At 70.8% G+C, this 20,438-nt stretch carries 14 protein-coding genes and 2 pseudogenes; 11 read left to right on the top strand and 5 right to left on the bottom strand.

Going from position 1 to position 20,438, the window contains the following annotated elements:
- Positions 1-6: 6 nt before the first annotated feature.
- A pseudogene (locus ACWDA7_RS18700) lies at positions 7-581 on the bottom strand (PP2C family protein-serine/threonine phosphatase); the annotation flags it as partial.
- A gap of 482 nt (positions 582-1,063) precedes the next feature.
- On the bottom strand, positions 1,064-2,803 hold the full coding sequence (locus ACWDA7_RS18705; protein ID WP_450605361.1) for a dolichyl-phosphate-mannose--protein mannosyltransferase: 1,740 nt from the start codon (positions 2,801-2,803) through the stop codon (positions 1,064-1,066).
- 87 nt (positions 2,804-2,890) lie between these two features.
- Between ACWDA7_RS18705 and rsmI the strand changes: the two genes are divergently transcribed.
- The 7 genes from rsmI to ACWDA7_RS18740 all read left to right on the top strand — a co-directional run bounded on the left by rsmI (position 2,891) and on the right by ACWDA7_RS18740 (position 10,930).
- Positions 2,891-3,754 (top strand): 16S rRNA (cytidine(1402)-2'-O)-methyltransferase, encoded by an 864-nt coding sequence (gene rsmI / locus ACWDA7_RS18710; RefSeq protein ID WP_450605362.1) that lies wholly within the window; start codon positions 2,891-2,893, stop codon positions 3,752-3,754.
- 374 nt (positions 3,755-4,128) lie between these two features.
- Positions 4,129-4,578 (top strand): hypothetical protein, encoded by a 450-nt coding sequence (locus tag ACWDA7_RS18715; protein WP_360997951.1) that lies wholly within the window; start codon positions 4,129-4,131, stop codon positions 4,576-4,578.
- 48 nt (positions 4,579-4,626) lie between these two features.
- The gene (locus ACWDA7_RS18720; protein WP_450605363.1) at positions 4,627-5,508 is read left to right on the top strand and encodes a TatD family hydrolase; all 882 of its coding nucleotides are present in this window, start codon (positions 4,627-4,629) and stop codon (positions 5,506-5,508) included.
- Between the two features lie 156 nt (positions 5,509-5,664).
- On the top strand, positions 5,665-7,008 hold the full coding sequence (locus ACWDA7_RS18725) for a ubiquitin-like domain-containing protein (RefSeq protein WP_450605364.1): 1,344 nt from the start codon (positions 5,665-5,667) through the stop codon (positions 7,006-7,008).
- Positions 7,009-7,524: 516 nt separating this feature from the next.
- Complete coding sequence (gene rsmA / locus ACWDA7_RS18730) at positions 7,525-8,472, top strand: 16S rRNA (adenine(1518)-N(6)/adenine(1519)-N(6))-dimethyltransferase RsmA (protein WP_450605365.1); 948 nt, start codon at positions 7,525-7,527, stop codon at positions 8,470-8,472.
- Entirely contained in the window at positions 8,469-9,362 is an 894-nt protein-coding gene (locus ACWDA7_RS18735) for a 4-(cytidine 5'-diphospho)-2-C-methyl-D-erythritol kinase (RefSeq protein WP_450605366.1), read from the top strand. Before rsmA ends, ACWDA7_RS18735 begins: the two co-directional genes overlap by 4 nt.
- Before the next feature lie 239 nt (positions 9,363-9,601).
- A complete protein-coding gene (locus ACWDA7_RS18740) occupies positions 9,602-10,930 on the top strand; it encodes an acyltransferase family protein (RefSeq protein ID WP_450605367.1) in 1,329 nt (442 codons plus the stop codon).
- A 40-nt stretch (positions 10,931-10,970) separates the two neighbouring features.
- Here ACWDA7_RS18740 and ACWDA7_RS18745 read toward each other — a convergent pair.
- Positions 10,971-11,377, bottom strand: a pseudogene (locus ACWDA7_RS18745) (Uma2 family endonuclease); the annotation flags it as partial.
- A gap of 144 nt (positions 11,378-11,521) precedes the next feature.
- Between ACWDA7_RS18745 and ACWDA7_RS18750 the strand changes: the two are divergent.
- The 4 genes from ACWDA7_RS18750 (at position 11,522) to ACWDA7_RS18765 (ending at position 18,080) form a co-directional block, all read left to right on the top strand.
- Positions 11,522-13,330 (top strand): ABC-F family ATP-binding cassette domain-containing protein, encoded by a 1,809-nt coding sequence (locus ACWDA7_RS18750; RefSeq protein ID WP_450605368.1) that lies wholly within the window; start codon positions 11,522-11,524, stop codon positions 13,328-13,330.
- Positions 13,331-13,585: 255 nt separating this feature from the next.
- On the top strand, positions 13,586-15,334 hold the full coding sequence (locus ACWDA7_RS18755) for an outer membrane protein assembly factor BamB family protein (protein ID WP_450605369.1): 1,749 nt from the start codon (positions 13,586-13,588) through the stop codon (positions 15,332-15,334).
- Positions 15,335-15,395: 61 nt separating this feature from the next.
- A complete protein-coding gene (locus ACWDA7_RS18760) occupies positions 15,396-17,135 on the top strand; it encodes an outer membrane protein assembly factor BamB family protein (protein ID WP_450605370.1) in 1,740 nt (579 codons plus the stop codon).
- Between the two features lie 252 nt (positions 17,136-17,387).
- Positions 17,388-18,080 carry a helix-turn-helix transcriptional regulator gene (locus ACWDA7_RS18765; protein WP_450605371.1) on the top strand — a complete coding sequence of 231 codons (693 nt, stop codon included), beginning with the start codon at positions 17,388-17,390 and terminating at the stop codon, positions 18,078-18,080.
- Positions 18,081-18,239: 159 nt separating this feature from the next.
- Here the strand turns inward: ACWDA7_RS18765 and ACWDA7_RS18770 are convergent, their stop codons facing one another.
- Together ACWDA7_RS18770 and ACWDA7_RS18775 are read right to left on the bottom strand one after the other, a co-directional pair.
- Positions 18,240-18,536, bottom strand: a complete 297-nt coding sequence (locus ACWDA7_RS18770; RefSeq protein WP_450605372.1) for a hypothetical protein — start codon at positions 18,534-18,536, stop codon at positions 18,240-18,242.
- Between the two features lie 21 nt (positions 18,537-18,557).
- Positions 18,558-20,237: a sodium:solute symporter family protein gene (locus tag ACWDA7_RS18775; RefSeq protein ID WP_450605373.1), complete on the bottom strand. Its 1,680-nt coding sequence runs from the start codon at positions 20,235-20,237 to the stop codon at positions 18,558-18,560.
- Positions 20,238-20,438: the final 201 nt, after the last annotated feature.

Genomic DNA, 20,438 nt, shown 5'->3' on the forward strand with positions numbered 1-20,438 from the left:
CTGGGTTCATAGGCGCACGATGACCAGCGCGGTGTCATCGGTGGCGTCACCGGGTGGAAGAAGGTCGCTGAGCACGGCGTCGGCGAGGGTCTCGGGGTCGGCTGCCCGGTGGCGGGTCAGGGAGTCGGCGAGCCGGGCGAGGCCGGTGTCGATGTCTTCGTGGCGGCGTTCGATGAGGCCGTCGGTGTAGAGCACGAGGACGGCGCCCTCGTGGAAGGCCGCGGCAGCCCGGACTCGGGGGCGTGTTCAGGGCGGGCGCCCAGTGGGGGGTCGGTGGCCTGGTCCAGGAACTCGACGGTTCCGTCCCTCCGTAGGAGGGCCGGTGGGGGGTGGCCGGCGCTGCTGTAGGTGATGGTGTGGGTGCCCCAGTCGATGAATGTCGTGGTCACTGTGGTGTTCTCAGCGCCGTCGATGGTGCGGGCGTACAGTTCGACGACTTCCAGGGCGTGGGCGGGGTCTTCGGCGACGGGGGAGGCGGCGCTGAGGGCGCTGCGCAGTTGTCCCATGACGCCGACCGCAGGCAGGCCGTGGCCGACAACGTCACCGACGGCGACGGCGATGCGGTCGCCGGGCAGGTCGACGCGCAGGAATTCCGGGTTGGCGTCCGCGCAGGTCAGCTGCGGGGTAACCAACGCCACGGCCCCGGGGAGGGCTCGGAACACTGCCGCGTAGTCGACCTCCGGTTCCGTCATGATCTTCCTGCCTTGCCGAGCGCCGCTCCATCTCTTTTCACGATACGAGCGGATTGTCGCACCTTGTCTCCATGACGCCCTGGGCCTGGGGCGCGCTACATGCGAGCGTGATCGATTGCCGGTTCCCGAGATTTTCGCCGACGACCCCGTCCGAGGCGCGGCGCCCGCGGCCTGAGCATCGGCCCACAGCCGTGCCACATGGTCGACTTCCCGATGGAGTTGCCGTCGCGTGCCGATGTGATCCGGTCAGCCACCCTGACATCCCGGGCCGTCTCTGGGCCGTCCGAGGGCGGCCGGCAGCAACCGTCAATGACCCACAACGACCGCGAGGGCGCGGCCGGCCGCCGCGCCCTCGTGAGATGTGTTCCCAGCTAGACCCACGTATCCAGCCACATCCGCGACCGCCAGCTGTCGATCGGGATCGCCGTGCCCGTGTACAGGGGCCAGAAGTAGATGAAGTTCCAGGCGATCAGCAGGACCAGTACGCCCGCGCCCACCGCGCCCAGGATCCGGCGGCGTTCGTCGCGGTCGGGTGGGCCGATGATGGCGCCGATCATCATGGCGACCGCCAGACACAGGAACGGGACGAAGACGACCGCGTAGAAGTAGAAGATCGTGCGCTCCTGGTACATGAACCAGGGCAGATAGCCGGCCGCGATGCCGCAGGCGATCGCGCCTGCCCGCCAGTCGCGGCGGAACGCCCAGCGCCACAGGATGTACAGGATCGCGAAGCAGGCCGCCCACCACAGCAGCGGGGTGCCGAGCGCCAGGACCTCGCGGGCGCACTTGTCGCCCGCGTCCGGCGGGCAGCCGGCCTGGCCGGGGGACGGGGACTCGTAGAAGTACGAGACCGGGCGGCCCACGACGAGCCAGCTCCACGGGTTGGACTGATAGGTGTGCGGGGACGACAGACCGACGTGGAACTGGTACACCTCGTGCTCGTAGTGCCACAGGCTGCGCACCCAGTCAGGCAGGAAGGTCCAGTTGCCGCCCTTGCCGTCGGTGGCCGCCCAGTTGCGGAAGTAGCCGCCGGAGCCGTCGGCGGGGGACAGGATCCAGCCGATCCAGGAGATCAGGTACACGGCCACCGCGACCGGGACCGTGGCCAGGAACGTGATGCCCGTGTCGCGCTTGAGGACGGTCGCGAAGGGGCGGCCGGCGCCCGCGACCCGGCGCGCGCCCACGTCCCACAGCAGGGCCATCACGCAGAAGGCCGCCAGGATGTAGAGGCCGTTCCACTTGGTGCCGATGGCGAGGCCGAGCATCAGGCCCGCCATCCACCGCCAGGGGCGCCAGCCGAAGCGCGTCGTCTCGGCGGCGTACGGGTCGGGGCGCACCCGGCCGTCCGCGTCCACCGGTAGCGCTGCCGCCAGTTTCTCGCGCGTCTTGTCCCGGTCGATGAGCAGACAGCCGAAGGCCGCCAGCACGAAGAACTCCAGGACGCCGTCCAGCAGCGAGGTGCGGCTCATCACGAACTGCAGACCGTCCACCGCCATCAGCGCACCGGCGAGGCAGCCCAGGAACGTCGAGCGGAACAGTCGCCGGCCGATGCGGCACAGCAGCAGGACCGCCAGGGTGCCGAGCAGGGCGGTCATGAAGCGCCAGCCGACCGGGTCGAAGCCGAAGATCAGCTCGCCGAGCCCGATGACGTACTTGCCGATCGGCGGATGCACCACATAGGCGGCGTCCGTCGGGATCGCCACATGGCCGTGGTTCTTGAGGATCAGGTCGTTGGCGTCCTTGGCCCAGTTCGCCTCGTACCCGTTGTGAATGAGCGCCCAGGCGTCCTTGGCGTAGTACGTCTCGTCGAATATCACCGCCCTCGGGCTGCCCAGGTTCCAGAACCGCATCAGCCCCGCCATGAGGGTCACGAGCAGCGGGCCGCCCCAGGCAGACCAGCGAGTGATGCGATCGGCGGCCTCCTTGCCCATGCCGATCGCCGCCCAGATGCGCGGGCTGGGCTCGCTGTACGGCGGCACCAGCCGGTCGCGGACATCGTTTCTCGGCCGCTCGGTGTATCCGAAACGGCGCAGTCGCTGCTGCCACGACGGCTGCTGCTCTTCGGTGGCCTGGCCCTGCCGGGTGTCCGTGGAGGACGCGGTACTGGTCACCGCGCCATCGTAGGGAACCCATCTGTGTGAGTCCCGCGCTTGGGCCCTACTCGATCGGGTAGGGCCCGCGCCTGGGAGGATGGAGAGGTGACAGTTGCGCCCGGAACCCTGGTCCTCGCCGGTACTCCCATCGGGGACATCGAGGACGCGCCGCCCCGGCTCGCGCAGGAGCTGGCCACGGCCGATGTGATCGCCGCCGAGGACACGCGGCGGCTCCGCCGGCTCACCCAGGCGCTGGGCGTGCAGCCGGCCGGGCGTGTCGTGTCCTACTTCGAGGGCAACGAGTCCGCCCGCACTCCTGAGCTGGTCGAGGCGCTGACGGGCGGGGCACGTGTGCTCTTGGTCACAGACGCGGGGATGCCGTCCGTGTCCGACCCCGGCTACCGGCTGGTCGCCGCCGCCGTCGAGAAGGACGTCCGGGTCACCGCCGTGCCGGGTCCCTCGGCTGTGCTCACCGCGCTCGCGCTGTCCGGGCTGCCCGTCGACCGTTTCTGCTTCGAGGGGTTCCTGCCGCGCAAGGCGGGTGAACGGCTGTCGCGGCTGCAGGAGGCCGCCGGGGAGCGGCGCACCCTCGTCTACTTCGAGGCCCCGCACCGGCTGCACGCCACCCTCGCCGCCATGGCCGAGGCGTTCGGGTCCGGCCGCCGGGCGGCCGTCTGCCGTGAGCTGACCAAGACCTACGAGGAGGTCAGACGCGGTCCGCTGGGCGAACTGGCGGAGTGGGCCGCCGAGGGCGTGCGGGGTGAGATCACCGTCGTCGTGGAGGGCGCGGGCGAGAAGGGCCCCGAGGAGCTGGACGCGGCCGAGCTGGTGCGCCGGGTACGGGTGCGCGAGGAGGCGGGGGAGCGCCGCAAGGAGGCCATCGCCGCGGTGGCCGCGGATGCGGGCTTGCCGAAGCGAGAGGTGTTCGACGCGGTGGTGGCCGCGAAGAACGCCGTCGGACAGGGCTGAGCGCCCGCCTGGCCGGTGCGCGCACCCCGCTCGCTCCCGCCGGTCAGCCGCTCCGGCGGCGCGGGGCGCGCGGTCCGCACCGGGGTCTCCGACCGGCTCATCCGGCCTCTGAGCAGGGCGCATCTCCCATGAGCGGCCGCCCCATGGGTGGGCAAAGCGCTGTTGTGCAAGGCAAAGCCCTAACGGTGCGATCGGGTGACTTTGGCAAGCAGAGTCCAAATCGCCTCCAACACTCGACAGGCCCCGGTGCCTTCGCGTCGGCGAAGGCGTCCACTGGGTCGAGGGACGTTCTCGTCCCCGCCCACCGTGGGACCGCGCGGGATTCAGGTGCCCGCCCCACCGGGGCGCTTGTCCGACGGACAAGAGGAGCTGGCATGAGTGAGATCGCAGGGCGGACCGGTCAGAACGCGTCGGCCGGTCCCGTCACCGGGCAGTCCGATCGAGGCGCGGCGACCGCCGTCGTACACGAGTCCTACTCGTTCGCCTGCATGCGATGCGGGCACGGCTGGGAGCAGTCGTACGAGATCGAGCACCACCTCGACGGAGACGGCAACGAGTTCGTGATGTACGTGGCGGGCGGACGTGTCGTGCCGTCGCCGCTGAGCCGGCCCTCCTGCGTGAACTGCGGCGGCCATGTGGTGCGCATCATGCGCCCCGGCCAGGTGTCCTCCGTGCAGAACTCCCTGCACCGGCACCACGCCCCGGCGCGGCAGACCACCGACACGAGCCTCGACGAGCCGTCCGCGCAGCCGGCGAAACCCGAAGGACACCACTGGCACCTCTCGGACCTGCTCTCCCCGTTCCTCCACCGCAAGGCCGGGTGACCGATCCTCCGTACGAGGGACGGCTTGCCCCTTTCGTAGGATCGGGGCATGCCTTCCCAAGCGTCCGACAAGAACGCGCCGCCGCCGCTGCCCGAGCCCCTCGGCGTGGCCGTCGCCGACTCGCACACCCATCTCGACATGCAGTCCGGCACGGTGGAGGAGGGCCTCGCCAAGGCAGCGTCCGTCGGCGTGACCACGGTCGTGCAGGTCGGCTGTGACGTGAAGGGCTCGCGCTGGGCCGCCGAGACGGCCGCGGCGTACGACAACGTGCATGCGGCCGTGGCACTCCACCCGAACGAGGCCCCGCGTATCGTCCTCGGCGATCCCGACGGCTGGTCCCGGCAGGGGGCGCGCGAGCCGGGCGGCGACACGGCCCTGGAGGACGCGCTCGCCGAGATCGACCGCCTCGCCGCCCTTCCGCACGTCAGGGGCGTCGGCGAGACGGGGCTCGACTACTTCCGCACCGGGCCCGAGGGCAGGGCCGCCCAGGAGCGGTCGTTCCGTGCGCACATCGAGATCGCCAAGCGGCACGGCAAGGCGCTGGTCATCCACGACCGCGACGCCCACGCCGATGTGCTGCGCGTCCTCGAGGAGGAGGGCGCGCCCGAGCGGACGGTTTTCCATTGCTATTCGGGTGACGCTGCGATGGCCGAGGTCTGCGCGCGTGCCGGGTACTTCATGTCGTTCGCCGGCAACGTGACCTTCAAGAACGCGCAGCCGTTGCGCGACGCGCTCGCCGTGGCGCCGCTCGACCTCGTCCTGGTGGAGACGGACGCGCCCTTCCTGACGCCCGCGCCGTACCGCGGCCGCCCCAACGCCCCGTATCTCATCCCCCTCACGGTCCGTGCGATGGCCGCCGTGAAGGGCGTGGAGGAGGACGTGCTGGCGACGGCTCTGGGGCGCAACACGGCGCGCGCCTTCGGTTACTGAGTGGCATCAATCGCGGGGCGGCAGGAGCTCTCTGGGGCGCCTGAGTCTCGAGTGGCGGCGTGTCGCCACACCGTGTAATGGCGTTGCTTTGGTGAGTGACGGGCAGGCGCTAGGTTCTGGGTCTCCCGTTTCGGACCCTCTCTGGAGCGTGTCGTCGTGAGCGAACGGCAGTACTCGCCATACGGGACGTACGACGCCCCGGTACCGGCCCAGGCGTACGTGGACCGCGGGCCGCGTGTGCGGGCGTACCCGGACACCTACCGGCCCGCGTACGAGGCGCGGGCCCGTGCGGGGCGTGCCGACGGCATAACCGGACCGATGCCGAGCCGGGAGCCCTACGGCGCGGTGCGCACCGGGGGCCGCGCTCAGGCGCGGCACGCCGCGCGGCGCAGAAAGGGCGGCGCGCGTTCGGACTCCATGCGCCGTCTGCTTCCGCAGGCGCTGGTCGTCGCCTTCCTCGCCGGTGGAACCACCGCCTTCGTCGCCAACGACAAGGCCATCGAGCTCACCGTGGACGGCAGGCCGCAGGTGCTGCACACCTTCGCGGGCGACGTGGGCGAACTGCTCGCCCAGCAGGGTGTCCGCGTGGGCGAGCACGACGTCGTCGCTCCCGCGCCCGGTACGCCGCTCGCCAGCGGCGACGAGGTCGCGGTGCACCACGGACGCCTCCTGCTCCTCACCGTCGACGGACGCCGGCGCCGGGTGTGGACGACGGCGCAGAACGTGGACGACGCGCTCCAGCAGCTCGGGGTGCGCCCGGAGGGCGCGTATATGTCGACCTCGCGCTCCCGCGCGATCGGCCGTCAGGGGCTCGCGCTGGACGTCCGCACCGAACGCTCGGTGACGGTCACGGCGGACGGAGAGGCCCGTACGATCCGGACGAACGCCGCGACCGTCCGCGAGGCCGTGGAACAGGCCGGGATCACCCTGCGCGGGCAGGACACGACCTCCGTGACGCCGGGGAGCTTCCCGCGCGACGGGGAGACGGTCATCGTGCTCCGGGTCAAAGGCCACAGGGAGGTCCGCGAGGAGCCGATCCCGTTCGATGAGCGGCGCACCCACGATCCGACCCTCTTCAAGGGCACGGAGATCGTGGCGAGCGCCGGGCGGCCGGGCACGCGCCGGGTGACGTACGTCCTGCGCACCGTCAACGGCGTCGCGCAGAAGCCGAGGCGGATCGGGGCCGAGGTGGTGCGCAAGCCGAAGGCCGAGCTGGTGCGGGTGGGCACCAAGCCGCACCCGGACTCGGTGAACGGCGCGGAGCACCTCAACTGGCACGGGCTCGCGAGGTGCGAGTCGGGCGGCCGGACCCGCGCGTTGGACGCGTCGGGCACGTACGGCGGCCTCTACCAGTTCGACCGGCGCACCTGGCGCAGTCTCGGCGGCTCGGGCCGGCCTCAGGACGCTCCGGCCGAGGAGCAGACGTATCGCGCGAAGAAGCTGTACGTGCGTCACGGCACCAGTCCCTGGCCGAACTGCGGATCGCACCTGTACCGGTGAGCGGCGGACTCGCGAGGCCCCCCGGGGATGGCGTCGGCGCGGCGGTCCGGCCGGGCCGGGTACCGCGCCGACGGTCCGCCGGCGCCGAGCCGGTGCCCCGGACGGGTGCGGTCGGAGGTCCGCTCCGGCGTCCGTCCGACAGGACCCGACCGGACCCCGGCACCCGCCTCGTCGTCCCGGGAGGCGGCCCCAGCTCCCTGGGCCGGGCGGCGACCGCCTCGCCCCGGGGGATGGCGCCGGTACGGCGGTCCGCCCGGGCCGGGCCGGTGCCCGCGAGGTGCCGGGGAGGCTGGGCACCCGCCTCGTCGTCCTGGGAGGCGGCCCCAGCTCCCTGGGCCGGGCGGCGACCGCCTCGCCCCGGTTCCCGGTTCCCCGGGGCACCGAGGGCCGGGGCGCTGCCTCGGCGAGAGGCGCGCCGCCCGCGCCTCCCCCGGCCCGCGAGGTGCCGGGGGAGGTCCGGCGCCGCCTGTGGCCACGCATGCACGGCCGTATCGCGCCGCCCCGTACCCTTGGTCCGTGAGCAGCCCCACCCCCGACGCCCTCCTGGGCCCCGCCGACGTCCGTGAACTGGCGGCCGCCCTCGGCGTACGTCCCACCAAGCAACGTGGTCAGAACTTCGTCATCGACGCCAACACCGTGCGGCGCATCGTGCGCACCGCCGGTGTGCGGCCCGACGACGTCGTCGTGGAGGTGGGGCCCGGGCTCGGATCGCTGACGCTGGCGCTGCTCGAGGTCGCCGAACGCGTCACCGCCGTCGAGATCGACGACGTGCTGGCATCCGCGCTGCCCTCGACCATCGCCGCGCGGATGCCCGAGCGCGCAGAGCGGTTCGCGCTGGTGCACTCCGACGCCCTGCACGTGAGGGAGCTGCCGGCTCCGGCACCCACCGCGCTCGTCGCGAACCTGCCGTACAACGTCGCGGTGCCCGTGCTCCTGCACATGCTCGACACCTTCCCGAGCATCGAGCGGACTCTGGTGATGGTGCAGTCCGAGGTCGCCGACCGGCTGGCCGCCGCCCCGGGCTCGAAGGTGTACGGGGTGCCGTCCGTGAAGGCCAACTGGTACGCCGACGTGAAGCGCGCCGGAGCCATCGGGCGCAGCGTCTTCTGGCCCGCGCCCAATGTCGACAGCGGGCTCGTCTCGCTGGTCCGCCGCACCGAGCCGGTCAAGACCACCGCGTCGAAGGCCGAGGTCTTCGCGGTCGTGGACGCGGCCTTCGCACAGCGGCGCAAGACGCTGCGGGCCGCGCTCGCCGGCTGGGCGGGGTCGGCCCCCGCGGCCGAGGCCGCGCTCGTCGCCGCCGGGATCTCGCCGCAGGCGCGCGGGGAGTCGCTGACGGTGGAGGAGTTCGCCCGCATCGCCGAGAACCGCATCGCCGAGAACCGCACCGCCGAGATCCGTGTCACCGAGAACCGCGGCACCGAGAACCGCCCCGCCGAGAACGAGGAGCAGTCCGAGCAGTGAGCGTGACCGTACGCGTACCGGCCAAGGTCAATGTGCAGCTCGCGGTGGGCGCCGCCCGCCCCGACGGCTTCCACGACCTGGCGAACGTCTTCCTCGCCGTCGGCCTGTACGACGAGATCACCGTGACGCCCGCCGACGAACTGCGCGTCACCTGTTCGGGGCCGGACGCCGCGCAGGTGCCGCTGGACCTCACGAACCTGGCCGCTCGGGCGGCGCTGGCGCTCGCCGAACGCCACGGGCTCGAGGCGGCCGTGCACATCCACATCGCCAAGGACATCCCGGTCGCCGGCGGTATGGCGGGCGGCAGCGCGGACGGGGCCGGGGCTCTGGTGGCGTGTGACGCGCTGTGGGGCACACGGGCGCCGCGTGCCGAATTGCTGGAGATCTGTGCCGAGTTGGGCAGTGATGTGCCGTTCAGTCTGGTGGGCGGGGCGGCGCTGGGCACCAGGCGGGGCGAGCGGCTCAGCGCGCTCGAGGTCGGCGGGGTCTTCCACTGGGTGTTCGCCATGGCGGACCGGGGGCTCTCGACTCCGGCCGTCTTCCGGGAGTTCGACCGGCTGAACGAGGGCGTGCGGATTCCCGAGCCCGTCGCCTCGCAGGATCTGCTCGACGCGCTCGCGAAGGGCGACGCCGAGGCGCTCGCGGCGGCGGTCTCCAACGACCTCCAGCCAGCCGCGCTGTCGCTGTTCCCGGAACTGGCGGACACGCTGGCCGCGGGGCGGGCGGCGGGCGCACTGGCCGGGCTGGTGTCCGGGTCCGGGCCGACGACGGCGTTCCTCGCCCCGGACGCCTCCGCCACGCAGAAGATCGCCCAGGCGTTGACGGCGTCGGGCACGTGCCGATCGGCCCGGGTGGCCGTGTCACCCGCACTCGGGGCGACCGTGGTCTGACGCGGTTGCTCCGGCCTTGAGCGACGCGCTCAAGGCCGAGGCCCGACCGTTGCCGTCTCCTGCCGTGGGGTGGGCGCCCGCCCGAGCCGGCGTAAGTGCTGTGGGGCCACCGCCTCCCGGCCTACGCACAGATGCGGGTCCCGAGGTTGTACCCGTACACGATCAAGTCCGCGTACTCAGCCCGCACTTGAGTACGAGTGCGCTGATGCGTCCTTTGGTGCCCGCGCGACCGTACTCCCATGAGACCCAGCGACCTCGCCGCCGCCACGCCGGCCTCCCGCGACCGTTTCGTCGACCTGTTGCGCGTCGCCTCGCTCGGTACCGTCGTGCTCGGGCACTGGCTGATGGCCGCCGTGTCCGTCGGCGGGAACGGACGGGTGCAGGTCGGCAACCTGCTCGCCCTTCAGCCCGGGCTCCAGCCACTGACCTGGGTGTTCCAGGTGATGCCGGTGTTCTTCTTCGTCGGCGGTTTCTCGCACGCCCTCTCCTACCGGTCGACCCGCCGCGGTACCTCCAAGGCCTACTCGGTCTTCCTGCGCGCCCGCCTCCAGCGACTGCTGCGGCCGACCGTCGTGTTCATCGCGGTGTGGGGCGCGGCGGCGCTGGCCCTCCAACTGGCCGGGCTCGGCGGTGGGTTGCTCGACGTCAGCCTGCGACTGGTCGCGCAGCCCCTGTGGTTCGTGGGGATCTATCTGGCGATGGTCGCCTTCACCCCGCCGCTGCTCAGGCTCCACGAGAGGTACGGGTGGGGCGCGTTCGGCGGGCTCGTCGCCGCGGCCGTCCTCGTCGACCTGCTTCGCTTCGGCCTCGACGTCCCCTACGTCGAGTTCCTCAACTTCGCCTTCGTCTGGCTGGCGATCCACCAACTCGGGTTTCTGCGCGCGGACGGCAGGCTCGGCCGGCCGTACCTCCTCGCCGGCGCGGGAGCCGCGGGCGCCTTGCTGCTGGTGACCTACGGGCCGTATCCGCTGTCGATGGTGGGCATGCCGGGCGAGAAGGTCTCCAACATGGCGCCGCCCACGCTCGCCCTGCTGTGCCACGGGCTGTGGCTGGTCGGTGCGGTGGAGCTGCTGCGCGGACCCGCGGGACGGTGGCTGAACCGCCCGCGCGTGTGGCGCACGGTCGTCGCGGCCAACGGCATCTCGATGACCGCCTTCCTGTGGCACCTGACGGCGATGCTCGGCGTCTACGGGGCGCTGCTCGCGGCGGGTGTCCGGATGCCGGAGCCCGGCTCGGGTGTGTGGTGGATACAGGTACCATTGCGGATCGTGGCTGCCGTGACGCTCACCGGTGTCCTGGTGGCCGTCTTCCGTGTCTTCGAAAAACCCTCGGGTGCACGGGGGCCGAGTGCGCCGCGCGCCTGGGCGGGACCCGCCGCCGCGCTCGGCGTCACCCTCTGCCTCTTCGGGGTCCTGGGCCTGTCGATGGTCGGCTTCGGGGGACTTCTGCAAGGACGGACGGCGCTGCTGATAGCCGTGCACGTCACCGCTCCCGCGGCCGTGGTGATGACGCTCTCCGGGTGGCTGCTGGTGGAGCGGGCGGGCCGAGGGCGCGAAGTGGCCGTCTGACCCGGCTCAGAGGTCGTCGACGGCGGTCAGGTCGATGCCGCGGCTTGGTCGTACGATCGCGGGACCCCGAGTCCGGGGAAACGACCTCGACGGCGAGAACCACGTCCTTCGCTTCGCAACTGGTCTGGTCCGGTCCTGTGATGGCCTCGGCCCGTACCACGCTGACATCCGGCTCGGGACCGTTGCGCGTGTCGAGGATGACGGTCATCTTCCGACCGACCCGGAATGCGGCGGGCAGCCCGGTACGCAGACCGCCGACCAGGAGGCCGATCACGCTGGCGTGGAAGCGGCGCTGCGGACTCACGAAGACCAGGCTCCCGTCGATCAACTCGGTGTGCGGCGGGAGATCCGGCAGGGTGAACAGGTCGTCCACGGTGTAGCCGTTCTGCGGCGGCACCGGCCACTGAAGCGGTGCTCGACGGAGTCGGCGGTCGTGGTTCCTCCCATGGACGGGATCCTGCTGCCTACCTCTCACTGTGGCCGTCGATCACGGATCTCATCACTACAAAGAGTGGTGAGGCGCTCGCGTTCCGCCACCTCCCCCGCAGGCCCTAGGCTTGAAGGCTGATCGATCCCCGCGTCAGGAGAGAAATGGCCGTCAACCTGGTCAATGTCGAGAACGTCAGCAAGGTGTACGGCACCCGCGCCCTGCTCGACGGTGTCTCGCTCGGCGTATCCGAAGGGGACCGGATCGGGGTCGTCGGCCGCAACGGCGACGGCAAGACCACCCTGATCCGGATGCTCGCCAAGCTGGAGGAGGCCGACTCCGGCCGTGTCACCCACTCCGGCGGGCTGCGCCTCGGTGTGCTCACCCAGCACGACTCCCTCGACTCGGCCGCCACCGTCCGCCACGAGGTCATCCGGGACATGGCCGACCACGAGTGGGCGGGCAACGCCAAGATCCGCGACGTGCTCACCGGGCTGTTCGGCGGGCTGGACCTGCCCGGCTTCCCGCAGGGACTCGACACCGTCATCGGCCCCTTGTCCGGTGGCGAGCGGCGCCGGATCGCGCTGGCCAAGCTGCTCATCGCCGAGCAGGACCTGATCGTGCTGGACGAGCCCACCAACCACCTCGACGTCGAGGGCATCGCCTGGCTGGCGAACCATCTGCGTGAGCGCCGCTCGGCACTCGTCTGCGTCACCCACGACCGCTGGTTCCTGGACCAGGTGTGCACCCGGATGTGGGACGTGCAGCGGGGGACGGTCCACGAGTACGAGGGCGGATACTCCGACTACGTCTTCGCCCGTGCCGAGCGCGAGCGGATCGCCGCCTCCGAGGAGGTCAAGCGGCAGAATCTGATCAGGAAGGAACTGGCCTGGCTGCGCCGCGGCGCGCCCGCCCGGACCTCCAAGCCCCGCTTCCGCGTCGAGGCCGCCAACGAGCTGATCCAGGACGTGCCGCCGCCCCGGGACAGCAGCGAACTGATGAAGTTCGCCTCGTCGCGGCTCGGCAGGACCGTCTTCGACCTCGAGGACATCACCGTCCAGGCGGGCCCCAAGCTGCTGCTCAAGCACGTCACCTGGCAGCTCGGCCCGGGCGACCGCATCGGCCTCGTCGGCATCAACGGCGCCGGCAAGACCTCCCTTCTGCGCGCCATGGCCGACGCCGCGCGCAGCGACGGGGAGACGCAGCCCGCCGGGGGCCGGATCGCCGTCGGCAAGACCGTCAGGCTCGCCTATCTGTCGCAGGAGGTCGCCGAGCTCGACCCCTCCTGGCGGGTCCTGGAGGCTGTGCAGCGGGTACGCGAGCGGGTCGACCTCGGCAAGGGACGCGAGATGACCGCGGGCCAGCTGTGCGAGACCTTCGGCTTCACCAAGGAGAAGCAGTGGACGCCCGTCGGTGACCTGTCCGGTGGTGAGCGGCGGCGCCTCCAGCTGCTGCGCCTCCTCATGGACGAGCCGAACGTCCTCTTCCTCGACGAGCCCACCAACGACCTCGACATCGAGACCCTCACCCAGCTCGAGGACGTCCTCGACGGCTGGCCCGGCTCGATGATCGTGATCTCGCACGACCGGTTCTTCGTCGAGCGGACGACCGACAAGGTGTACGCGCTCCTCGGGGACGCCACGCTGCGCATGCTGCCGCGCGGTATCGACGAGTACCTGGAGCGGCGCCATCGTATGGAGGAGACGGCGGCGGCCGCCGCCACTCCGGCGGCCGCCGAGCGGAAGCCCGCCGGCGCCTCCGCCGCCGACGCCCGCGCCGCGAAGAAGGAACTCCAGCGGATCGAGCGGCAGTTGGACAAGATCTCCGAGCGTGAGGCCAAGCTCCACCAGCAGATCGCCGAGAACGCCACGGACTTCGCGAAGGTGGCAGGACTGGACGCCGAGCTGCGTGAACTCGTGGGCGAACGTGAGGAACTGGAGCTGCGCTGGCTGGAACTCGCGGACGAGGCCTAGCCGTTCGGCGGGCGGCTGCGGACATCACGTGAAGAACGCGTGCCGGTTTCAGGGTGGTGGGGTCCTGCGGACCGGCACGCGTAACGGGGGCATCACGGGCCGGTCCTCCCTTGGGAACAGGGCCGGCGGTGGCCCCGTGTTCATGGGCGGCGCGGTGATAGAAAAGGCCGCCTGAGAACACTCTGAGTACCGACGACGTGGCGGAAACGACACCACGGGCGTGGGGAACACATCAGAAAAAGGGGGGAAGCGCTGATGACTCAGCCGCCGACGGGCGGCGGCTTCGGAGCGCCGCAGGATCCGCAGTCGCCGCAGGGCGGATTCGGACCACCGCAGGATCCGCGGCAGGCCGTACCTCCGCCGCCCGCCCAGCCCCCGGTCCCGCCGCAGCCGGGGTACGGCCCTCCGCAGCAGTCCGGCCCCTACGCCCAGCCTCCGCAGGCGGGCCCGTACGGCCAGCCCGGGTACGGCTACCCCCAGCAGTCCGGCCCCTACGTCCAGCCCCAGCCCGGCCATGGGTACCCGCAGCAGCCGCACCAGTTCCCCGGCGTGCCCACCCCGCCTCCCAATGGCGGCTCCAAGAACCCCTTCAAGGGCAGGCCCGCGCTGGCCGTGGGCGCCGCGATCGCCGTGCTGCTCGTGATAGGCGGCACCGTGTACGCGGTCAGCGGCGATGGGGGCAAGAAGCCCACCGCGGGCGGGAGCCCTAAGGCCACGCCGTCGACGGGAGCCTCCGTCCCGGTCAACCCCGGCGACGGCGGCGGTGACGGCGGCGCGGATCCGGAGAACCTCAACGAGGGCCGCAAGGCAGGCGAGTCGAAGGTCCTCTGGTACAAGGAGGCGCCCGACGCGCCCGGTTCCGGTGCCGACGCCCCCGGTATGTGGATCACCGCCAAGTCGGCCGTGAAGGCCGCGTACAAGCAGGTCTTCGCCTACAACGTGGCCGACGGCGCCCCCAGTTGGGACCCGATCTCCTTCCCGCAGAAGATCTGCGCGGTGACCCCGCGAAAGACGGCCGACGACAAGATCGTCGTGGCCTACATGAGCGGGGTCAGCAGCAACGCCAAGTGCAACCGGCTCCAGGAGATCGACCTCGGCACCGGCAAGAAGGGCTGGAGCGCCGAGGTCGCCGACGGTGCCCTGTTCGACAGCACCCTCAGCCTCGAACTCACCGTCACCGGGAAGACCTTGATGGTCGGCCGCTCCCAGTCGGGCACGGCGTACGACGTCGGCACGGGCAAGAAGCTCTGGGACAAGCAGCGCTACGGCGCGGCCTGTTTCCCGAGCGCGTTCGCGGGCGGCACGAAGCTGATCTCCGTCGCCTCCTGCGGCGCCGGAGGGCCGAACGAGCACGACGAGGTGCAGGAGCTCGACCCCACGACCGGCAAGGCCAAGTGGACCAGGCCGATCCCGAAGGGCTGGACGGTCTCGCGGGCCTTCTCGGTCGCCCCCGTCGTCCTGTATCTCACCAACGACGACAAGAAGGCCGCGGCCATCTCCACGCTGAAGAACGACGGCACCCCCCGCTCCGACGTCCATTCCAAGGAGTCCTTCGCCCCCCAGTGCGGCTGGGCCGTCCTCGAGCGTGACCTGCAGGGCTGCACGGGTGTGGTGGCCGACTCGGACACCCTGTACCTGCCGACCGAGGCGAAGACCGGTCCGAACGAGATCGTCGCCGTCAACCTCGACACCGGCAAGGAGAAGTGGCGGGTGAAGTCCCCGGGCGACGAGTCGATGCTCCCGCTGAAGTCGGACGGCACCCGTCTGATCGCCTACGTCCAGCCCTCGTACAGCGCCGGCGGCCAAGTGGTCTCCCTCCCCACGACGGACGGCAGCCACACCGTCACCGGGCTGCTGCGGAATCCGTCGGGCGCCGCGCCGGTCGAGGGCGGTTTCTACGCCAAGGCGATCGACTACGTGGACGGGCGCTTCTACATCTCCAGCACCCGGCTGAGCGGCCGCAACCAGTCGAAGGAGAAGCTGATGCTGGCCTACGGCAAGTGATCCGGCTGCCTGCTCCCGCGTCCCCGCCCACCACTCATCGGTTCTTCGAGGTACTCACGTCATGAGCCAGCCGCCCCCGCCTCCGAACCAGCCGCCGCCGGGCGGCTTCGGCGCCCCGCAGAACCCGCCGCCGGGCGGCTTCGGAGCGCCCCAGACCCCGCCGGTGCCCCCGCAGACCCCGCCCCCGACGCCCCCGCCGCCCGCTCAGGGCCCGGGTTACGGCTATCCGCAGCCGCCGACCCCGCAGCAGCAGCCCTACGGCAACCCGCAGCAGCCCGGCTACGGTTACCCGTCTCCGCAGCCCGGCTACGGCTACCCGCAGCAGCCCGCTTACGGCTATCCGCAGCCCCCGCAGGGCGGCGGCGGCCGCAAGGGACCGAGTGCCCAGGTGTGGATCATCGTCTCGGCGGTCGTGGCCATCGCGCTGATCGTCGGCGGCGGAGTCTGGTACGCCAAGAGCTCGTCCGGCAGCGGCAAGAGCGACAACTCCGCGTCGGGCGGCAGCGGTCAGGACAAGGGCGGAACCGGCGGTTCGGGCGCCGGGTCCAAGGAGAAGGCGCCGGCCGACACCGCCGCGAAGGTCCTCTTCCAGGTGCCCGCGCCCGAGGTCAAGGACAAGCAGGAGATCGACAGCGTCACCGGTTCCTGGCTCACCGGCTCCGTCTACGCCAAGGCCGGCGTCAACAAGATCGTCGGCTACGACCCGGACTCCGGCACGACCAAGTGGACGCTTCCGCTGAACGGCCAGACCTGTGCGGGCTCGCCCGAGATCAGCTCGTCCGGCGTGGCCGCGGTGGTCAGCGAGTCGGGCAAGCGGGCCAACGCGCGGGACCGCAAGCCGTGCAGCGACATCACGGCGTTCGAGGTCGCCACCGGGAAGAAGCTGTGGACCAGGTCGGTCAAGACCGGTGACACCCCCGTCGCGTTCGGCGAGGTCTCGATCAGCGGCACCACGGTCGCGGTCGGCGCCGGCTACTACGGTGGTGCCGCCTTCGACGCGACCAGCGGAAAGGTGCTCTGGCAGCCCAAGACGGGCTCCTGCACGGACGTCGGCTACGCGGGCGGCGAGCAGCTCGTCGCGGTGCGCAAGTGCGGGGACTACGGCGACGAGGCGTACGAGGTGCAGCTCCTCGACCCGAGGACGGGCGCCGTGCGGTGGTCCTACAAGCTGCCCAAGGGCATCGACAACGCCAAGGTGGTCTCCACGAAGCCGGTCGTGTTCGGCGTGGACTCCGGCGACATCACCGCCTCCGGCGCCACGGACGTCTTCTCGCTGGACGACATCGGCAAGCTGCGCACCAAGATCACGCTGGCGGACGGCAAGTACGAGCACGCGTGCGGCGTCGGCAAGGTCCACGACTGCCACGCGATCGTGGTCGGGAACGACAAGCTGTACGTGCCGACCGAGCAGCACGACGGTACGGCCCAGGGCGCGCGGACCAACGAGATCGTCGCTTTCTCGCTGGCCACCGGGAAGACCACCGGTGACCGGATCGACGCGGGAGACGGCTACGACATCTTCCCGATCCGCATGGACGGCGGGAATCTGCTGGCGTACAAGAGCGGTCCGTTCGACAAGGGCGCGCAGGTGGTCTCCGTCGACGGCACGAATCTGAGGCAGACCAAGCTGCTGGAGACGCCGGCCTCCGCGGAAGTCCTCGGCGCGATCAGCAGCATGGTCCCCAAGTCCTCCGAACTGCTCTACACCGAGGGCCGGCTGTTCTTCGGCAAGGCACTGGTGAGCAAGCCGTACTCGGCGGACGCGAAGGCGTACACCGCGCTCGGCTTCGGTGTGAAATAGCACGTACGGCGCGCACGGAGAAGGCCTCGCCCCTGTTCAGGGGCGGGGCCTTGCGCGTACCCCTCATCAGTGTGCGAATGGGCGGGATGTCGGTAATCCGGGGCACTTTCCCCCGGTAAGGGGAGCGCAACGTCGAACAAGCGTGTAGCTTCCGGGGACATGAAGTCCGGGGGGTGTGACCGGGGGCTTGTGTCCGTGCGGCCCAGTGGGCATCCATAGTGGGCATCCACGGGGGGACTGGGGGGTTGCTCGATGGGAGTGCGGCTGATGGTGGTCGACGACCACCGGTTGCTCGCCGAGGCGCTGGCCTCGGCGCTGAAGCTGCGAGGACACCGTGTGCTGGCCGCGGCGGCGCCCACGGCGGGTGCGGCGGAACTAGTGATCACCAGGGCGCCCGAGGTGTGCCTGATGGGGACGGCGACTCCCGCGGACCCGGGGGCCTTCGACCCGGTGGTGCGGATCAAGCGGGAACGTCCGCAGGTGGCGGTGCTGGTCCTCGGGCCGGTGCCGAATCCGCGCGGCATAGCGGCCGCGTTCGCCGCTGGGGCCTCGGGCTATGTACGGCACGACGAGCGCATCGAGGGCGTCGAGCGGGCGATCATGAAGGCGCGGGCCGGTGAGGCGGCGGTGGCACCGCAGCTCCTGCAGGGCGCGTTCAGCGAGCTGCTCAATCCGGCGGCCCAGCCCGACGACGAGGGGCAGCGCCTGCTGCAGATGCTGACCCCGCGCGAGGTGGAGGTCCTGGTACGGGTCGCGGACGGCGAGGACACACGGCTGATCGCGGCCGGTATGGGCATCGCCTCGTCGACGGCCCGCACCCATGTCCAGCGGGTCCTGATGAAGCTCGGTGTGGGCTCCCGTCTGGAGGCTGCCGCGCTCGCGGCCCGCACGGGACTGCTGGACCGCGCGGGCCCACGCGACGCGGCATCGCCACGCACGGAGTGAGCGACGCCGGATCGCCGGGACGGTCCGCGGGGTGCGGGGCTCGGGCGGTCCGCCAGGAGCGCCGGTGCGCGGTCCCCGCGCCCGGGACGGGCGCGGGGCGGTCACGCGGCAGGCCGGCACATCACCCCTGGTGGGGCGACCCGGGGCACGCCCTCGGCGTCACTCCGGCTTCTCGTCCGGGACCGGTGCGGCCGCCGGGCGCAGCTTCATCCAGACGAGGAAGAACAGGCCGAGGAGCAGCATCCCCAGGCCGGTCCACAGGTTGATGTTGACGCCCTGGGCCTTGTGGATCTCGGCGTCGGAGGCGGTGAAGCCCGCGATCATGACGATGACGCCGTAGATCACGAAGAGGCCGCCGATGATGCGGCGCAGGTCGAAGATCCGGGCAGCGGTCGCGGACTTGCCCTCCAGATCGGTGACCGCGCGCTGGACGTCATGCTCGGAGTACTCGGACATGGTCTCTCAATCCTCCCGCGGTCAGAGCGAGAACGGGATGTAGCAGGCGGCGGCGAGGACGACGGCGCCCCAGCCCAGCAGGGCCGGCTTGCGGTACCAGGCGTCGTCGCCCTTGGCGGGCGCCTCGGCCATACCGGGGGAGCGGGTGCCGTAGACCAGGCCCTGGAGGCTCTCCTCGGGCTTCGGCCTGGTGAACAGCGAGACCGCCACCATGACGACGGCACCGGCCACGAAACCGGCGATCGCGGAGACGAAGTTGGCGCCCTGGTCGGTGGGGATGGCGATGATGCCCTGCTTGTAGACGACGAAGTAGTTGACCATGGCGGTCACCGTGCCGGCGAGCAGGCCCCAGAAGCCGGACTTCGCGGACGCGCGCTTCCAGAACATGCCGACGATGAACACCACGAACATCGGCACGTTGAAGAAGGAGAACAGCGTCTGCAGGTAGCTCATGATGTTGGAGAACGACGAGGCCAAGAACGCCGTGCCGACCGACGCGAGCACACCGACCGCGGTGATCAGCCGTCCGAACCTCACGTAGTACTCGTCCTCGCGGTGCCGGACCACGTACTTGGCCCAGATGTCGTTGGTGAACACCGTGTTGAAGGACGAGACATTGGCCGCCATACCAGCCATGAAGGCCGCCAGCAGACCGGTCACCGCGATGCCGAGCACGCCGTTGGGCAGCAGCTCCTGCATCAGGTACGGGATCGCGTCGTTGTACTGCAGGCCCGAGCCCGGGGTGCCGATCTTCGGCACCAGGGCGGCGGCGACCAGGCCCGGGATCATCACCAGGAAGACGATGAAGATCTTCGGGTAGGCGGCGATCAGGGGGGTGCGCTGGGCGGCGGAGAGGTTCTTCGCGGACAGCGCGCGCTGCACCTCGGCGAAGTTGGTCGTCCAGTAGCCGAAGGACAGCACGAAGCCGAGGCCGAGGACGATGGTCAGCCAGTTGGCGCCCAGCGCATTGACGTGGCCGATGCCGGTGCCGCCCCAGGCGGTGGTGAAGTTGTGGCCGTGGGTCGCGCTGAGCTTGTCGGTCAGGCCGTCCCAGCCGCCGACCTTCTTCAGACCGAGCACGGTGAGCGGGATGAGGGCGGCCAGGATCACGAAGAACTGGAGTACCTCGTTGTAGATCGCGGACGACAGTCCGCCGAGGGTGATGTACGCGAGGACGAAGAACCCGGCGACCACGATCGCCACCCACTGCGGCCAGCCGAGCAGCGCCTCGACCACGATCGCGAGGGCGTAGAGGTTCACACCCGCGATCAGGATGGCTGCGAATGCGAACAGGATCGAACTCAGCAGGTGCGCCCCCTTGTCGAAGCGGAGCAGCAGGAACTCCGGGACCGAGCGGACCTTGGAGCCGTAGTAGAAGGGCATCATCACCAGGCCCAGGAACACCATGGCGGGGATGGCGCCGATCCAGTACCAGTGGACGGTGTAGGCGCCGTACTGCGCGCTGTTGGCGGCCATGCCGAGGATCTCGGTGGCGGCCAGGTTGGCGGAGATGAACGCGAGGCCCGTGATCCAGGCGGGCAGTGAGCGCCCGGACAGGAAGAAGTCGAGGCTGGTCTTCACCGACCGCCGGGCAGCGAAGCCGATGCCCAGCACCACTGCGAAGTAGATCCCGAGGATCGTGTAGTCGAGCCCGTTCGTGGGGAGCCGTAGCCCGGTGGCGAGGTATGTGGGGGTTTGCATGCCTACTCGCTTCGTTGCGTGAATCAATCAGTTCGGAATCTACGCCTCGATGTTCGTTATTTGAACACTTCTGATGATGCTCTTTGTTGGATTGTGATGTTGACGCTGGTGGTGCGTTGTGGTTTGTTGTGTTGGGTTATGTTTGATGAGTGGTCCGGTGCGGACGAGGAGTCCGGCAGTGCTGCAGAAAGGCAAGGTGTC

The organism is Streptomyces sp. NPDC001156 (assembly GCF_053598275.1).